The sequence below is a fragment of the Janthinobacterium sp. MP5059B genome (assembly GCF_001758645.1).
GTDB lineage: Bacteria > Pseudomonadota > Gammaproteobacteria > Burkholderiales > Burkholderiaceae_D > Janthinobacterium > Janthinobacterium lividum.
Window position 1 is genome coordinate 282279 of the sequence record NZ_LRHX01000004.1, and the last position, 13861, is coordinate 296139.

The 13861-nt window shown below is 61.9% G+C and carries 11 protein-coding genes and 2 tRNA genes; 8 read left to right on the forward strand and 5 right to left on the reverse strand.

The genetic code is table 11. The features are described 5' to 3' along the window. Positions 1-12 precede the first annotated feature (12 nt). The 3 genes from JAB1_RS03610 to metG all read right to left on the reverse strand — a co-directional run bounded on the left by JAB1_RS03610 (position 13) and on the right by metG (position 2990). Positions 13-222 carry a DUF3460 family protein gene (locus tag JAB1_RS03610; RefSeq protein ID WP_034778041.1) on the reverse strand — a complete coding sequence of 70 codons (210 nt, stop codon included), beginning with the start codon at positions 220-222 and terminating at the stop codon, positions 13-15. A gap of 108 nt (positions 223-330) precedes the next feature. Then, positions 331-810, reverse strand: coding sequence for a GNAT family N-acetyltransferase (locus JAB1_RS03615; RefSeq protein ID WP_034778216.1), 480 nt, complete (start codon positions 808-810; stop codon positions 331-333). Positions 811-830: 20 nt separating this feature from the next. Then, on the reverse strand, positions 831-2990 hold the full coding sequence (metG, locus tag JAB1_RS03620) for a methionine--tRNA ligase (protein WP_070278821.1): 2160 nt from the start codon (positions 2988-2990) through the stop codon (positions 831-833). A 160-nt stretch (positions 2991-3150) separates the two neighbouring features. Here metG and apbC point away from each other — a divergent pair, with 160 nt between their 5' ends. The 3 genes from apbC to JAB1_RS03635 all read left to right on the forward strand — a co-directional run bounded on the left by apbC (position 3151) and on the right by JAB1_RS03635 (position 6550). Next, positions 3151-4239, forward strand: a complete 1089-nt coding sequence (gene apbC, locus JAB1_RS03625) for an iron-sulfur cluster carrier protein ApbC (protein ID WP_034758315.1) — start codon at positions 3151-3153, stop codon at positions 4237-4239. 87 nt (positions 4240-4326) lie between these two features. Beyond that, positions 4327-4734: a DUF4399 domain-containing protein gene (locus JAB1_RS03630; protein ID WP_034778045.1), complete on the forward strand. Its 408-nt coding sequence runs from the start codon at positions 4327-4329 to the stop codon at positions 4732-4734. A gap of 139 nt (positions 4735-4873) precedes the next feature. Beyond that, complete coding sequence (locus JAB1_RS03635; protein WP_070278822.1) at positions 4874-6550, forward strand: alkaline phosphatase family protein; 1677 nt, start codon at positions 4874-4876, stop codon at positions 6548-6550. 52 nt (positions 6551-6602) lie between these two features. Here JAB1_RS03635 and JAB1_RS03640 read toward each other — a convergent pair whose 3' ends face one another. Both JAB1_RS03640 and lysA read right to left on the reverse strand, forming a co-directional pair. Continuing rightward, on the reverse strand, positions 6603-8168 hold the full coding sequence (locus JAB1_RS03640; protein WP_070278823.1) for a phospholipase D family protein: 1566 nt from the start codon (positions 8166-8168) through the stop codon (positions 6603-6605). 62 nt (positions 8169-8230) lie between these two features. Further along, positions 8231-9469: a diaminopimelate decarboxylase gene (gene lysA / locus JAB1_RS03645; protein WP_070278824.1), complete on the reverse strand. Its 1239-nt coding sequence runs from the start codon at positions 9467-9469 to the stop codon at positions 8231-8233. Between the two features lie 146 nt (positions 9470-9615). Here lysA and JAB1_RS03650 point away from each other — a divergent pair, with 146 nt between their 5' ends. The 5 genes from JAB1_RS03650 to JAB1_RS03670 all read left to right on the forward strand — a co-directional run bounded on the left by JAB1_RS03650 (position 9616) and on the right by JAB1_RS03670 (position 13861). Further along, a complete protein-coding gene (locus tag JAB1_RS03650) occupies positions 9616-10527 on the forward strand; it encodes a LysR family transcriptional regulator (protein ID WP_070278866.1) in 912 nt (303 codons plus the stop codon). Between the two features lie 70 nt (positions 10528-10597). Beyond that, positions 10598-12004 (forward strand): glutamate--tRNA ligase, encoded by a 1407-nt coding sequence (gene gltX / locus JAB1_RS03655; protein WP_070278826.1) that lies wholly within the window; start codon positions 10598-10600, stop codon positions 12002-12004. 123 nt (positions 12005-12127) lie between these two features. Beyond that, positions 12128-12203 (forward strand) — tRNA-Ala (locus JAB1_RS03660). Positions 12204-12466: 263 nt separating this feature from the next. Next, positions 12467-13543 carry a DUF5694 domain-containing protein gene (locus JAB1_RS03665; protein ID WP_070278828.1) on the forward strand — a complete coding sequence of 359 codons (1077 nt, stop codon included), beginning with the start codon at positions 12467-12469 and terminating at the stop codon, positions 13541-13543. 242 nt (positions 13544-13785) lie between these two features. Next, positions 13786-13861 (forward strand) — tRNA-Glu (locus JAB1_RS03670).

Genomic DNA, 13861 nt, shown 5'->3' on the forward strand with positions numbered 1-13861 from the left:
CGGTTCCAGATCTTAGTTCTTGTTCTGGTAAACGTAAGCCTGTTGCTTGACGGCCGACGCCAGCTGGCGTTCCTGCTCATCGATGCTGACGGCCGGCTTGTCCCACAGCAGGGCGCGGCCCGCTTGCTGGCCCGCTTCCATGCCAGGATTCTTGGCCTTCAGCTCAGCGATGAACAAGGTGTGGTCGGATACGTAGTTGTTGTGTTTTGCAGGCAGTTTCATATTCTCTTCTGAGTGTCTTATCGGTAAGGTCAGCCGGCCGTATTTTACCGCGCCGTGCCGCTTGGCGGGTTGTTGTATCGGCAAGTCCAGGGGCGAAATTGCTAAAAATCAATAACGCAACAAACGCCGCATCACCATCGGTGCCGGTTCGGCGGGGTTGGCGTGCGAATATTCCAGTTCTTCGGCCAGGTCGAATTCGAAGGCCGCATAAAAATCGATCAGCTTGCGCTGGTCGCGCCGCACGGCCAGGCGCAATTCCTCGGCCTGGCACGACAGTCCGTGATGAATGATGGCTTCCAGCAAGTGCTGCGAAACGTGGCTGCCCCGGTAGGCGGGCAGCACGCCCATGCGCGAAATCTTCCAGATGGCGGGGTCGCTGTCGAGCGGCATCCAGCGCAGCGAACCGGCGGGAATGTCGTCGATCAGCAACAGAAAGCCGCCGCCGTGGCGCAATTGCTCTTCCACCTGCTGGGCCGTCTCGTGGTGTCCACTGGACGAGGCTGCCACCTTGCCGGCCCACGCGGCGCGGGTCAGCTCGGCCATCAGCTGTGCATCGGCATTCGTTGCTTCGCGCACCACGATATTCATCATCGGTCCTTGTGGGGGGCTTAGCGGATGCGCATGCCAGGTTCGGCGCCTGGCCACGGGTTCAGGATGTAGATGCCCGGATTCGCCTTTTCGTCGGCGGCGGAGGCGGCCATGACCATGCCTTCCGAAATGCCGAACTTCATCTTGCGCGGCGCCAGATTGGCCACCAGCACCGTCAGCTTGCCGACCAGCTCTTCCGGCTGGTAAGCCGAACGGATGCCGGAGAAGACATTGCGCAAGCGGCCTTCGCCCGCATCCAGGGTCAGGCGCAGCAGCTTGTCGGAGCCATGCACCAGCTCGCAGTTGACGATCTTGGCGATGCGCAAGTCGACCTTGAGGAAGTCGTCGATCTTGATTTCGGGCGCAAGATCCTCGATGGCGGAGGCCGGTGTTTCAGCGACCGCTGCGGCGTCGTTCGCGGCGTCGCCAGCCGGTGCGGCGATGGCAGCGGCCGCTTGCGGCGCGTCAAACAGCGCTTCGATCATCTTCGCATCCATGCGCGTCATCAAGTGGCTGTAGGCGCCGATGGTACGGCCCAGCATGCTATTCGAGACGGCGTCGCCGAACACTTGCGTGTCGGCCCAGGTAAACTCGGCGTCGTTGAGGAACGAGGCCACGTTCTTGGCCACGCCCGGCAGGACCGGCGACAGCAGGATCGTCAGCTGGCGGAACAGGATCAGGGCCGTGGTGCACACGTCGTGCAGTTCGGCCGTCTTGTCCGCGTCCTTGGCCAGGATCCACGGTTTGTTTTCATCGACATACTGGTTGGTGATGTCGGCGATTTCCATGATCTCGCGCAAGGCCTTGCCGAATTCGCGGTTCTCGAAGTGCGCGGCGATGCTGGCCTGGCGCTCGACGATGACGCCGTTGACGTCCACCGTCAGCGCGCGGTTGATCCAGCTTTGCGCGCCTTCCGACAGCGTGGATGCCAGCTTGCCGTCGAAACGCTTGGCGATGAAGCCGGCGCAGCGGCTGGCGATGTTCACGTATTTGCCGATCAGGTCGCTGTTCACGCGGGCCACGAAGTCGTCGCCGTTGAAGTCCAGGTCTTCCACTTTCGAGTTCAGCTTGAAGGCGATGTAGTAGCGCAGCCATTCCGGGTTCATGCCCAGGTCCAGGTAGCGCAGCGGCGAGATACCCGTGCCGCGCGACTTCGACATCTTTTCGTTGTTGACCGTCAGGAAGCCATGCACATTGACTTTCAGTTTGTCGATCACCGGGTGGCCGGCAAATTTCAGCATGGCGGGCCAGAACAGCAAATGGAAGGAAACGATGTCCTTGCCGATGAAGTGGATCTGTTCCGTGGCCGGGTCGTTCAAGAGGGCGTCAAAATCGAGGCCTTTCTTGTCGCAATAGTTTTTCAGGCTGGCCAGGTAGCCGACGGGCGCGTCCATCCACACATAGAAGAACTTGCCCGGCGCATCGGGAATCGGGATGCCGAAGTAAGGCGCATCGCGCGAGATATCCCAGTCGGCCAGCTTTTCGCCCGCTTCGCCCAGCCATTCGCTGACCTTGTTGACCATTTCAGGCTGCAAGCGGCCTGGCGTGTTGAGCCAATCCTTGAGGAATTCGAAGCAGCGCGGGTCGGACAGCTTGAAGAAATACTGTTCCGACGGCTTCATCACGGGCGTCGCATTGGTAAACACGGAGAACGGATTGACCAGGTCGGTCGGCTGGTAGGCCGCGCCGCACACTTCGCAATTGTCGCCGTACTGGTTCTTGGCGCCGCATTTCGGGCATTCGCCCTTGATGTTGCGGTCCGCCAGGAACATGCCCTTGACCGGATCGAAGAAGCGGTCAACGGTTTTCGTGACGATCAGGCCCGTATCGCGCAGCTTGCGGTAGATCGATTGCGACAGGTCGACGTTTTCCGGCGAATCGGTCGAGTACCAGTTATCGAAGGCGATATGGAAACCATCGAGGTACTGGGCGCGGCCGGCGGCGATATTGGCGACGAATTGCTGCGGCGTGATGCCTTCCTTTTCGGCGGCGATCATGATGGGCGTGCCATGCGTATCGTCGGCGCCCACAAAGTGCACTTCACGGCCAGCTGCGCCATCGCGTTGCATTCGCTGGAACCGGACCCAGATATCAGCCTGGATGTATTCCATGATGTGGCCAATGTGAAAAGCGGCGTTTGCGTAAGGCAGGGCAGTGGTGACGAACAGCTTGCGAGTCATGATTGATGCACTTTTGGGATGGATAATAGGACATTTTAACAGCGGAAAGGCAATATGAGCAGATGCAGCGCCGGCAAGTGCTGCTTTTGCCGCCATCGCGCCCTGCAAATTTGCGCTAGACTGCGCGTATTGCACATATGTAGTACACACGGAGATTTACATGAGCATCACAGTAGAAGACGTCAAGGCCGCGCTGGCCCAGGTTATTGATCCAAATACACATAAAGATTTCGTTTCCAGTAAAACAGTCAAGAATCTGAAAGTCGATGGCGATGACATTTCCCTCGACATCGAGCTGGGCTATCCGGCGAAAAGCCAGATCGACCTGATCCGCAAGTCCGTGCTGGCCGCCCTGCGCGTGCTGCCGGGCGTGGGTAATGTCAGTGTGGGCGTGTCGTCAAAAATCATTTCGCACACGGTGCAGCGCGGCTTGAAGCCGATGAGCAACGTGAAAAATATCATTGCCGTCGCTTCCGGCAAGGGTGGTGTTGGCAAATCGACCACGGCCGTCAACCTGGCCCTGGCCCTGGCAGCCGAAGGCGCCACCGTCGGCATGCTGGACGCCGATATCTATGGCCCGTCGCAACCGATGATGCTGGGCATCAGCGGCCAGCCGAAGACCCTGGATGGCAAGAGCATGGAGCCGATGGAAAACCACGGTCTGCAAGTGTCGTCGATCGGCTTCATGATCGATCCGGACGAACCGATGGTGTGGCGCGGCCCGATGGTCACGCAAGCCTTGCAGCAATTGCTGGACCAGACCAACTGGCGCGACCTCGATTACCTGATCGTCGATATGCCGCCAGGCACGGGCGACATTCAGTTGACGCTGTCGCAGAAAGTGCCCGTCACGGGCGCCGTCATCGTCACGACGCCGCAGGACATCGCGCTGCTGGACGCGCGCAAGGGCTTGAAAATGTTCGAGAAGGTCGGCATTCCTATCCTCGGCGTGGTGGAAAACATGAGCACGCACATCTGCTCGAACTGCGGCCATGCGGAAGAAATTTTCGGCGCCGGCGGCGGCGCGAAGATGTGCGCGGACTTCGGCGTGGAATTCCTCGGCGCTTTGCCGCTGACCATGGCGATTCGCCAGCAGACGGATTCGGGCACGCCCACCGTCGTGGCCGAGCCGGAAGGCCCCGTCGCCGTGATCTACAAGCAGATCGCCCGCACCATCGCGATCAAGGTGGCGGAAAAGGCAAAGGATATGACGAGCAAGTTCCCTAGCATCGTCATCAAGAACGATTAAACGTCGGATGTGGCGCTCCCATGCGCCAGTGTCAGCAGGAATATGGTTTCATGCAGTCCGTGTTGTTATTAAACAAGAGGAGACATCATGCAATTGACCACCGTATTCCTGCGCCAAGCCGCAGCCGTAATCGCCGGCAGCCTGCTGGCCGCCAGCGCGTTTGCGCAATCCGTCTCGTTCGTCGAGCCCGTCGATGGCGCGACAGTGACGAGCCCGTTCAAGGTCAAGTTCGCCGTCAGCGGCATGGACGTCAAGCCGGCCGGCGACATGACGGCAAAGACGGGCCACCATCATTTGCTCATCAATATGGGGCCGATGAAGGCGGGCGAAATGATACCCATGGATGACAAGCATTTGCATTTCGGCAAAGGACAGACGGAAACGGACGTCACCTTGCCGCCGGGCCAGTACACCCTGACCATGCAGTTCGCCAACGGCGCGCACCAGTCGTATGGGCCGGAATTGAGCAAAAGCATCAAGGTGACGGTCAAGTAAGTCCGGCATTTTCATCTGTTTCGGCAAAGGCCGGGTTCCAGCGATGGCGCCCGGCCTTTTTTATGGTATTGCTTTTTGTCATCATTGCGTCATATAGTCGGCGTATGCTGCCCGGTGGCCTAACTTTTGATGAGCGGATATGACGAAACATTTCTCCCTTTCCCGGCAACTGGCGCAGGCGCTGCTGCTGGTGGCTGGCGTGGCGGCGTGCCAGGCGCATGCGGCCAAGGCGGTTCCCAATACCGCGGCGCAGCCGAAGCTGGTGGTGGTGCTGGTGGTGGACGGCTTGCCGCAAGAGCAGGTGACGCGCTACCGCGACCAGTTCGGCCAGGGCGGTTTCCGCCGTCTGCTGGAGCAGGGCGCGTGGTTCAGCGATGCGCACCAGGCGCATGGCATCACGGTCACCGCCATCGGCCACTCGGCCGTGCTGTCGGGTGCCTATCCGTACCAGCATGGCGTGATCGGCAATAACTGGATCGATCCCGTCACGAAAAAATCCGTGTATTGCACCGAAGATGGCAATTTCCATTACATCGGCGAAGACACGCAGCCCGACGACGGCACGGCGCCGACGAAACTGCGCGTGAGCACCCTGGGCGATGAGCTGCGCTATTCCACGGGCGACCAGGCCAAGGTCGTCACCGTGTCCGGCAAGGACCGGGGCGCCATCCTGCTGGCCGGGAAAACGGGCACGGCCTATATGTACATGGAAAAGACGGGCAATTTCGCCAGCAGCACCTATTACATGCAGCAGCATCCGCAATGGGTGCAGCGCTACCAGGCTGCCAAACCGCAGGACCGCTACTATGGCAAGAGCTGGACGCCGCTGCTGGCCGATTCGGCCTATGCGCGGGACGCCCGTGATGACCTTGTGGCGGCCAAGCCGGGCACGCGCAACACCTTCCCGTTCGCCTATTACAGCGACAGCGGCAAGCTCGATGGCGAGTACTACAGCCGCTTGAAGTCCGGCCCCTTCCTCGATGAACTGACCCTGGAATTCGCGCGTGCCGCCATCGATGGCGAGAACCTGGGCCGCAATCCGGCCGGCGTGCCCGATATCCTGGGCGTGAGCCTGTCCGCGCACGATTATGTGAATCACGCCTACGGCCCGGAAAGCAAGATGTCGCACGACCACCTGCAGCGCCTGGACCGCATGCTGGCCGGCTTCTTTGCCGACCTCGATAAAAAAGTCGGCATGGATAATGTGCTGGTGGTGCTGACGGCCGACCATGGCTTTGCCAACGTGCCGGAATTTGCCGAAACGCGCGGCTTCTCGGCCAAGCGCATCGATGGCGCCAAACTTGTCGATGGCTTGAACCTGCACCTGGCGACAAACCTGGGCATCGATAAGCTGGTGACGGCGTCGTCGTTGCCGAATATCTACCTCGATTACGCGCTGGCGGAAAAGAGCGGCGTCAATCGCGCCGCCCTGGAAGACGCGGCGGCCCGCTTCCTGCTGCAGCAGGACGGCCTGGCGCAAGTCTACACGCGCACGCAGATGGAAGCGGGAGCCGTCGCCACGCGCATGGACACCCTGATGCGCCGCGCCTGGAACCGCCAGTTGTCGGGAGACCTGATGGTCGTCACAAAGCCTGCCTGGTACTTCGGCAAGGGCAGCGGCGGCACCTCGCATGGCACGCCGTATACCTATGACACCAATGTGCCGCTGATGGTCTTCGGCCCGCGCTGGATCAAACCGGGCGCGTATGGCGAGTACGCGGAAGTGGTCGACATCGCGCCAACCCTGGCCCATCTGCTGCGCATACGCCAGCCATCGGCGTCGGAAGGGCGGGTGTTGACGGAAGCGGTGCGGTAGGTCGGATTAGCGGCGAAGCCGCGTAATCCGACAACATCGTTGGTCAAGCCGCTTACAGCAGCCAGTCGATCGGCAGCACCGACAGAATCGCCACCCCCATGCGCTTCCACACGCTGGTGCCCGGTTCCGTGTCGTAGCGCGTGGTGGCGCCGCTGGCGTCGCGCGCGAGCCAGTACAGCGCGCCATCGTCGCCAAGCAGCACCTGGTAGGCGCGCTGCGGGATCGTGGTGCGCATGGCTTGCCCCAGCTGGCTGGCCAGCGCGGGGCTGTCGATGACGAGGCCCATTTCCGTGTTCAATTCGATCGAGCGCGGATCGAAGTTGAACGAGCCGACAAAGATGCGCCGGTCGTCGACGGCAAAGGTCTTTGCATGCAGGCTCGATGCGGAGCTGCCGAAGCGGCCCGGCTGTTCGCGCGCATCGCCCCGTTCCCACGAACGGCGCGACTCGTACAGCAGCACGCCCGCTTCCAGCAGCGGCTTTCTCCACTTCGCATAGCCGGCATGCACGGCCGCCACGTCGGTCGCTTCCAGCGCATTCGTCAGGATGCGCACGCCCACGCCTTTTCTTGCCAGGTCGGCAAAGGCTTGCGTGCCCGATTTGCCGGGCACGAAATACGGCGACACCAGGTCCACTTCCTTTTCCGGCACACCCAGCAGGTTTTGCAGGTTGTCCGCCACGCCCGTGCCTGGCCGGGCCTTGTCCAGCACCTTGGCCGGGTCGTCGCTGACCATGCGCGTCTTGGCCCATTCGAAGGGCAGGGTGCGTTCCATCATCTGCTTGACGAAGGGCGAGGTGCGTAGCGCCTGCACGTATTCCTCGGCCGCCTTGGTATCGTCGATGCGGTCCGCTTCGGCGGCGATGGTGGCCGCGTCGCCCTCGACAGGGCTGGTCAGCAGCAGTCTGGCCGGGTAGGCAGAGGCGCTGTTCCAGTAGCGGTCGAAATCCTGCGACACGTCGTCGACGACGGGGCCGATGGCCAGCACGTCAAGGTCGGCAAACAGCACATCGCCGGCCGCGCCAAAATATTCATCGCCCACATTGCGTCCGCCGACGATGGTGGCCTGGTTATCGGCCGTGAACGATTTGTTGTGCATGCGCCGGTTGAGGCGGGAAAAATCCGCGGCAAAGGCCAGTGCGCGCGGCGCGCGGGGAATGAATGGGTTGAACAGGCGGATCTCCAGATTCTGCTGCTTGCCCAGCATGCTCAAGGTCTGGTCCAGGCCCGCCGTGTTGTTATCGTCGAGCAGCAGGCGCACGCGCACGCCCCGCTCCGCTGCCTGGCGCAGGGCGTCGAACAGCAGTGTGCCCGTGATGTCCTTGTGCCAGATGTAGTACTGCACGTCCAGGCTGCGCTGGGCGGCGGCGGCCAGCAGGGCGCGCGCGGCAAAGGCGTCGCGCCCATCGACCAGCGGATAAATGCCGGACACGCCCGGATGCTGCGCCGCCATGGGCGCAATGGCCGTGGCCAGCTGGGTATGTGCCGTATCGGTGATGACGCTGGAGGGAGTGCGGCTCTCCAGCGAAGGCAGTGAAGCGCAGCCGGCGAGGACGGCGGACAGCAGCAGGGGCAGCAGCAGCCGGGTGGCGCTGCGGAAGGGGAGTGCTTGGGCGGGCATGGCGGGCTTTCATCGAGTTGCCCCGATGTTAGCAGATGCGCATGCCCGCACGCGGCGCGGTTTTAGAGTTGTTCCAGCGCGATCAGTTCGGCCACCGTCTGGCGGCGGCGGATCAAGCGGGATTGTTCTCCGTCGACCAGGTATTCCGCCGCATGGGGGCGGCTGTTGTAGTTCGACGACATCGACGCGCCATACGCGCCCGCGCCCTCGAACACGACGTAGTCGCCTACCTGTGCTGCCGGCAGCTGCCGGGTTTCCACCACGCCGCCATCGCGCTGGGTAAACACGTCGCCCGATTCGCACAGGGGGCCGCCGACGACGGTGGCGTGTTGCGTGTCCAGCGCGCGGCCGTCATGCGCGATCACCGACATTTCATGGTAGCTGCCGTACATGGCCGGGCGCATCAGTTCATTGAAGCCCGTATCGAGCAAGGTGAAGTGGTTGCCGCCCATTTGCTTGGTGGCGCGTACTTCGGCCACCAGCAAGCCCGCGTCGGCCACGAGGAAGCGGCCCGGTTCGATTTCCAGGTGCACGCGATGGCCCAGGTGCGCCTCGATCTGCTTGCGCGCCGCATCCCACAGCTGGAAGTAGTGGTCCGTGTCGACGGGCTGCTCGCCTTCGCGGTAGGGCACGGACAGGCCGCCGCCCGTGGAAATGGCTTCGATATCGTGGCCCATGTTTTTGACCAGGTCGACCATGGTGCCGCAGACGGTTTCCAGGTGGCTGTAGTCGACGCCCGAGCCGATGTGCATGTGCAGGCCCACCAGGTGCAGGCCATGTGCGCGGATGACGGCCAGCGCCTCCGGCAGCTCTTCATGCCAGATGCCGTGCTTGCTGTTTTCGCCGCCCGTATTGGTCTTGTTGCTGTGGCCATGACCATAGCCTGGATTGATGCGCAGCCAGACGCGGTGGCCGGGCGACACGGGACCCAGCTGGCGCAGCATGTCGACGGAGCCGCAATTGACTTCGATCTTCGCCGCCGCCACGCGCGCCAGTGTGGCGCGGTCGAACAGGTCGCAGGTGAAGACCACGCCGGCGGCGCCGTTCGTTTGCGCCGGCGTAAAGCCTGCCTGCAGCGCGCGCTCGATCTCGCCCAGCGACACGGCGTCCACGTGCACGCCCGCTTCGCGCATCAAGGTCAGCAGATGGATGTTCGAGTTGGCCTTTTGCGCGAAGCGCACGGTGTCGAACTGCGCCAGCTGCGCCACGCGCGCGTGGATGGTGGCCGCGTCATACACCCACAGGGGGGTGCCGTGTTCCTGGGCGAGTTGGGCGAGGGTGGCGTCTGGCACTGGTTTCATGGTGTGGTCTTTGTCATATGATGGGTGGCGTCGGATTACGCGGGCTTTGCCCGCTAATCCGACCTACGATGCTGGCCATGATGCGGGTTTTCTTTGTAAACATAAAATATCTATTTAGGCCTACCTTATTCATTTATGATATGGCCATGACTATCTCCCTGCGCCATATCGAAGTCTTCCGCGCCGTCATGACGACGGGCAGCGTGACGGCCGCCGCCGCCATGCTGCATACGTCGCAGCCCACCGTCAGCCGCGAACTGGCGCGCCTCGAGCATTTGACGGGCTTGATCCTGTTCGAGCGCGAGCGGGGGCGGCTGCGTCCCACGGCCCAGGCGCTGCAGCTGTTCGAGGAAGTGCAGCGCGCATATTTCGGCCTCGAGCGCATCGTCAGCACGGCGGCGGCCCTGCGCCAGTTCGACCAGGGGCAGTTGTCGATCGCCTGCCTGCCCGTGTTTTCCCAGTCGCTGCTGCCGCAGGCGTGCAAGCGCTTCGTCGCCGATTTTCCCAAGGTGAGCATCAGCATCACGCCGCAGGAGTCGCCGCTGCTGGAAGAGTGGTTGTCGGCGCAGCGGCACGATATCGGCCTGACGGAAGTGGGCAATGCGCCGCCGGGCACGGCGCTCGACACCCTGATGTCCGTCGATGAAGTGTGCGTGCTGCCGGACGGCCATGCGCTCGCCAGCAAGACCGTGCTGCAGCCGGCCGATTTTGCGGGCCAGCCTTTCATCAGCCTGGCCGCCGTCGACCCCTACCGCCAGCAGATCGACGCCATCTTCGCGCAGGCGGGCGTGGAGCGGCGCATGGCGCTCGACACGCACAGCGCCGCCTCCGTGTGCGCGATGGTGCGCGAAGGCGTGGGCCTGGCCATCGTCAATCCGCTCACGGCCCTCGACTATGCGGGGCAGGGCTTGCAGATCCGCCGCTTCGCCGTGTCCCTGCCGTTCACGGTGAATCTCGTGAAGCCTTTGCACCGGCCCCTGTCGCAACTTGTCGCCCTGTTCGAGCAGGCGCTGCATGCGCAGGCGGGTGAAGTGAAAAGGCGGCTGCTGCAGCTGTGACGGCGCTTGTGGAGCGGCGGCGGTCAACAGAGTAAAATGGCGTTTTACTTATTCAAGCCTGATTACTTCGATGACCACAACCGCTACTCCCGTCCGTACCCGTTTCGCTCCCAGCCCGACCGGCTATCTGCACCTGGGCGGCGCCCGCACCGCTTTGTACAGCTGGGCGTATGCCCGCCACTTCGGCGGCACCTTCGTGCTGCGCATTGAAGACACGGACGTGGAGCGTTCCACGCCGGAAGCCGTGCAAGCCATCATCGAAGGCATGAAGTGGCTGGGCCTGGACCACGACGAGGGCCCGTTCTACCAGATGCAGCGCATGGACCGCTACCGCGAGGTAGTGGCACAGATGCTGGCCGAAGGCACTGCATATCACTGCTACTCGTCGCCGGAAGAAGTCGAAGCGATGCGCGAGCGCATGCGCGCCGCTGGCGAAAAGCCGCGCTACGACGGCACCTGGCGCCCGGAACCGGGCAAGACCCTGCCGGCCATCCCTGCCGACCGCAAGCCCGTCGTGCGCTTCAAGAATCCGCTCGATGGCGACGTGACGTGGGATGACGTGGTCAAGGGCACGATCACGATTTCGAACCGCGAACTGGACGACCTGGTGATCGCCCGCCCGGACGGCACGCCGACGTACAACTTCTGCGTGGCCGTCGACGATTGGGACATGCAGATCACGCACGTGATCCGCGGCGACGACCATGTCAACAACACCCCGCGCCAGATCAACATCCTGCGCGCCATCGGCGCACCGCTGCCCCTGTACGGCCACCTGCCGATGATCCTCGGTGCGGACGGCGAAAAGCTGTCGAAGCGCCATGGCGCCGTCAGCGTGATGGATTATCCGGCGCAAGGCTTCCTGCCGGAAGCGATGCTGAACTACCTGGCGCGCCTGGGCTGGAGCCATGGCGACGATGAAGTGTTCTCGACCGAGCAGTTCTGCGAGTGGTTCAACCTGAACCATCTGTCGAAATCGGCGGCCCAGTTCAACAATGAAAAACTGGCCTGGCTGAACAACCACTATATCAAGCAGGCCGACAACACGCGTCTGGCCGACCTGGCGCGCCCGCAAATGGCCGCCGCCGGCGCCGTCTTCGAAGGCGCGCCGGACCTGGCGCAAGTGCTGGGCATGATGAAGGAGCGCGCCAACACGGTCAATGAACTGGCTGCCGCCTCGATGCTGTTCTTCCGCGAGCCACAGCCGGAAGCGGAACTGGTCGCGCAGCACATCACGGATGCCATCAAACCCGTGCTGGCGCAGTTTGCCGAGCGTATCGCCACGGTGGAGTGGAGCAAGGAAGCCGTCGCCGCCATGATCAAGGAAGTGCTGGCCGCCAACACCATCAAGATGCCGCTGCTGGCCATGCCTTTGCGTCTGATCCTGACGGGCCAGTTGCAGACCCCGGCCATCGACCAGGTAGTGGTGATGTTCGGCCGCGACACCGTGCTGGCGCGCCTGGCAAAGTGGTTGTAAGCATCGCGATTAAATCGTCGTAAAAGAGAGTGCGGAAACCGCCCCTATGAAAAGTTGCTCATAGACGAAAAAGGGTATTTGCAGAGTGAAACTTCTTTGCTATACTCTTGTTTCTGCACCAACGGGGGTATAGCTCAGCTGGGAGAGCGCTTGCATGGCATGCAAGAGGTCAGCGGTTCGATCCCGCTTACCTCCACCAACAGCGCAGAAACTGGTAGGTAAGGTAGTGAATAAATCAAAGTCGCCTCGAGCGGCTTTTTTTATTTCCGAAACATTTTCCGTCAACCTCCTTCAATAGCATATAAGTCACAAGATATTCAAAGTCGCCTCGGCGGCTTTTTTTGTGCCTATTGGTTGCATGGATATAACTGACAGTGATTTGCGGAGTGGTTACATTTGGCAGGCGGCTTGATTGCATCAAGCCTACTGATAAAAAATGGACCATCACATTGAGGAGACAGGATGCACCGCGTATTTGCCAGTTTTTTTCTTGCCGCCGTTATGCACGTTCCCGCGCATACGGAGGCGCCGCCTGCGGCGAAATTTGATCCCGGTGCGCTGAAGTTGCAAAAGGGCCCGTTCAATGACGTGCTGGTGCTCGGCTCGCCCCATTTGGCGCAATTGCCAAAATCGTTTGATCCGTCTCAATTGAGCTTGCTCAACGAGCGTCTGGCGGACTGGCGGCCGGATGCGATCGCGATCGAGGCGCTTTCCGGTTTGCAGTGTGCTTACCTGCGCGCCTATCCGCAGCGCTATGGCGATACGGTGAAGGTGTATTGCTATGACACTTCCGTCGCGCGGGCCGCCACGGGGCTCGATGTGGTCGCGGCCACGGCGCAGGCGGAGGGTTTGCTGGCCGCCTGGCCGGCGGCGCCGTCTGCCGCGCAGCGGCGTACATTGGCCTCCCTGTTCCTGGCCGGTGGCGAGCGCGCATCGGCGCTGGTGCAGTGGCTGCGTCTGCCTGTCGAGGAGCGGCGCGCCGGTGACGGCGTGAGCGAGCCCTTGGCCGCAAACCTCAATTCCCTGCTGATGCAGCGCAACGAGAGCTATCAGATCGCTGCCGTGCTGGCAGCGAAGAGCGGGCACGAGCGGGTGCATGGCATGGATGACCATACGTCCGATATGCCTGTTGACGATGAAAAGGCGTATGCCAAGGCGATCAGGGCGGCCTGGAATAACTCCTTTTCGGCCGAGCGCAAGCGCATCCATGCCGGGTTTGAGGAACAATTGACGACGCCTGCCGGTGTGCTGGCGATCTATCGTGCCTATAACGGACGCGCCGAGGCGGATCTGGCCTTCCGCGGCGATTTTGGCGCGGCGCTCGAAGAGCCTTCGCCGCAGCGTTATGGCCGCAACTACGTCGCCTCCTGGGAGGTGCGCAACTTGCGCATGGCGTCGAATATCCGCGAAATCATGGCGGCGCGCCCGGGCATGCGCGTGCTGGTCATCGTCGGCGCATCCCACAAGGGCTATCTGGAGGCGTATCTGAACCAGATGCATGATGTGCGTATCACCAGTACGGACGATATCTTGCGCTAAGGAGTGCTTTTGCCGCGCCGGGAGGTTGGCGCGGTTTTTCCTGCATGCCTGGCGCGCTGTTGCTTTGCATATCTTCCTGCCATCATCTTGTTTCCATAGGGAAGGGGGATGCAAAAAGGTGGAAAATAAGAAGGCCAGCAGTTGATTTCGTGAATCGCTTCGTGTTAAACTTCGCGCACGCTTTTTTGAGGGGCTAAGCAAAGCCTTCAACGAAGAGTCCGCTGAGAGTAAAGCCAGCACAGGTCCCCATCGTCTAGAGGCCTAGGACATCACCCTTTCACGGTGAGTACAGGGGTTCGAATCCCCTTGGGGACGCCA

Excerpts from the sequence above, each read along its gene's own strand:
- JAB1_RS03630 (WP_034778045.1), top strand. The coding sequence starts at position 4,327 with ATGCAATTGACCACCGTATTCCTGCGCCAAGCCGCAGCCGTAATCGCC.
- apbC (WP_034758315.1), top strand. The coding sequence starts at position 3,151 with ATGAGCATCACAGTAGAAGACGTCAAGGCCGCGCTGGCCCAGGTTATT.
- JAB1_RS03650 (WP_070278866.1), top strand. The coding sequence starts at position 9,616 with ATGACTATCTCCCTGCGCCATATCGAAGTCTTCCGCGCCGTCATGACG.
- JAB1_RS03610 (WP_034778041.1), bottom strand. The coding sequence starts at position 222 with ATGAAACTGCCTGCAAAACACAACAACTACGTATCCGACCACACCTTG.
- JAB1_RS03615 (WP_034778216.1), bottom strand. The coding sequence starts at position 810 with ATGAATATCGTGGTGCGCGAAGCAACGAATGCCGATGCACAGCTGATG.
- gltX (WP_070278826.1), top strand. The coding sequence starts at position 10,598 with ATGACCACAACCGCTACTCCCGTCCGTACCCGTTTCGCTCCCAGCCCG.
- JAB1_RS03635 (WP_070278822.1), top strand. The coding sequence starts at position 4,874 with ATGACGAAACATTTCTCCCTTTCCCGGCAACTGGCGCAGGCGCTGCTG.
- lysA (WP_070278824.1), bottom strand. The coding sequence starts at position 9,469 with ATGAAACCAGTGCCAGACGCCACCCTCGCCCAACTCGCCCAGGAACAC.
- metG (WP_070278821.1), bottom strand. The coding sequence starts at position 2,990 with ATGACTCGCAAGCTGTTCGTCACCACTGCCCTGCCTTACGCAAACGCC.
- JAB1_RS03640 (WP_070278823.1), bottom strand. The coding sequence starts at position 8,168 with ATGCCCGCCCAAGCACTCCCCTTCCGCAGCGCCACCCGGCTGCTGCTG.
- JAB1_RS03665 (WP_070278828.1), top strand. The coding sequence starts at position 12,467 with ATGCACCGCGTATTTGCCAGTTTTTTTCTTGCCGCCGTTATGCACGTT.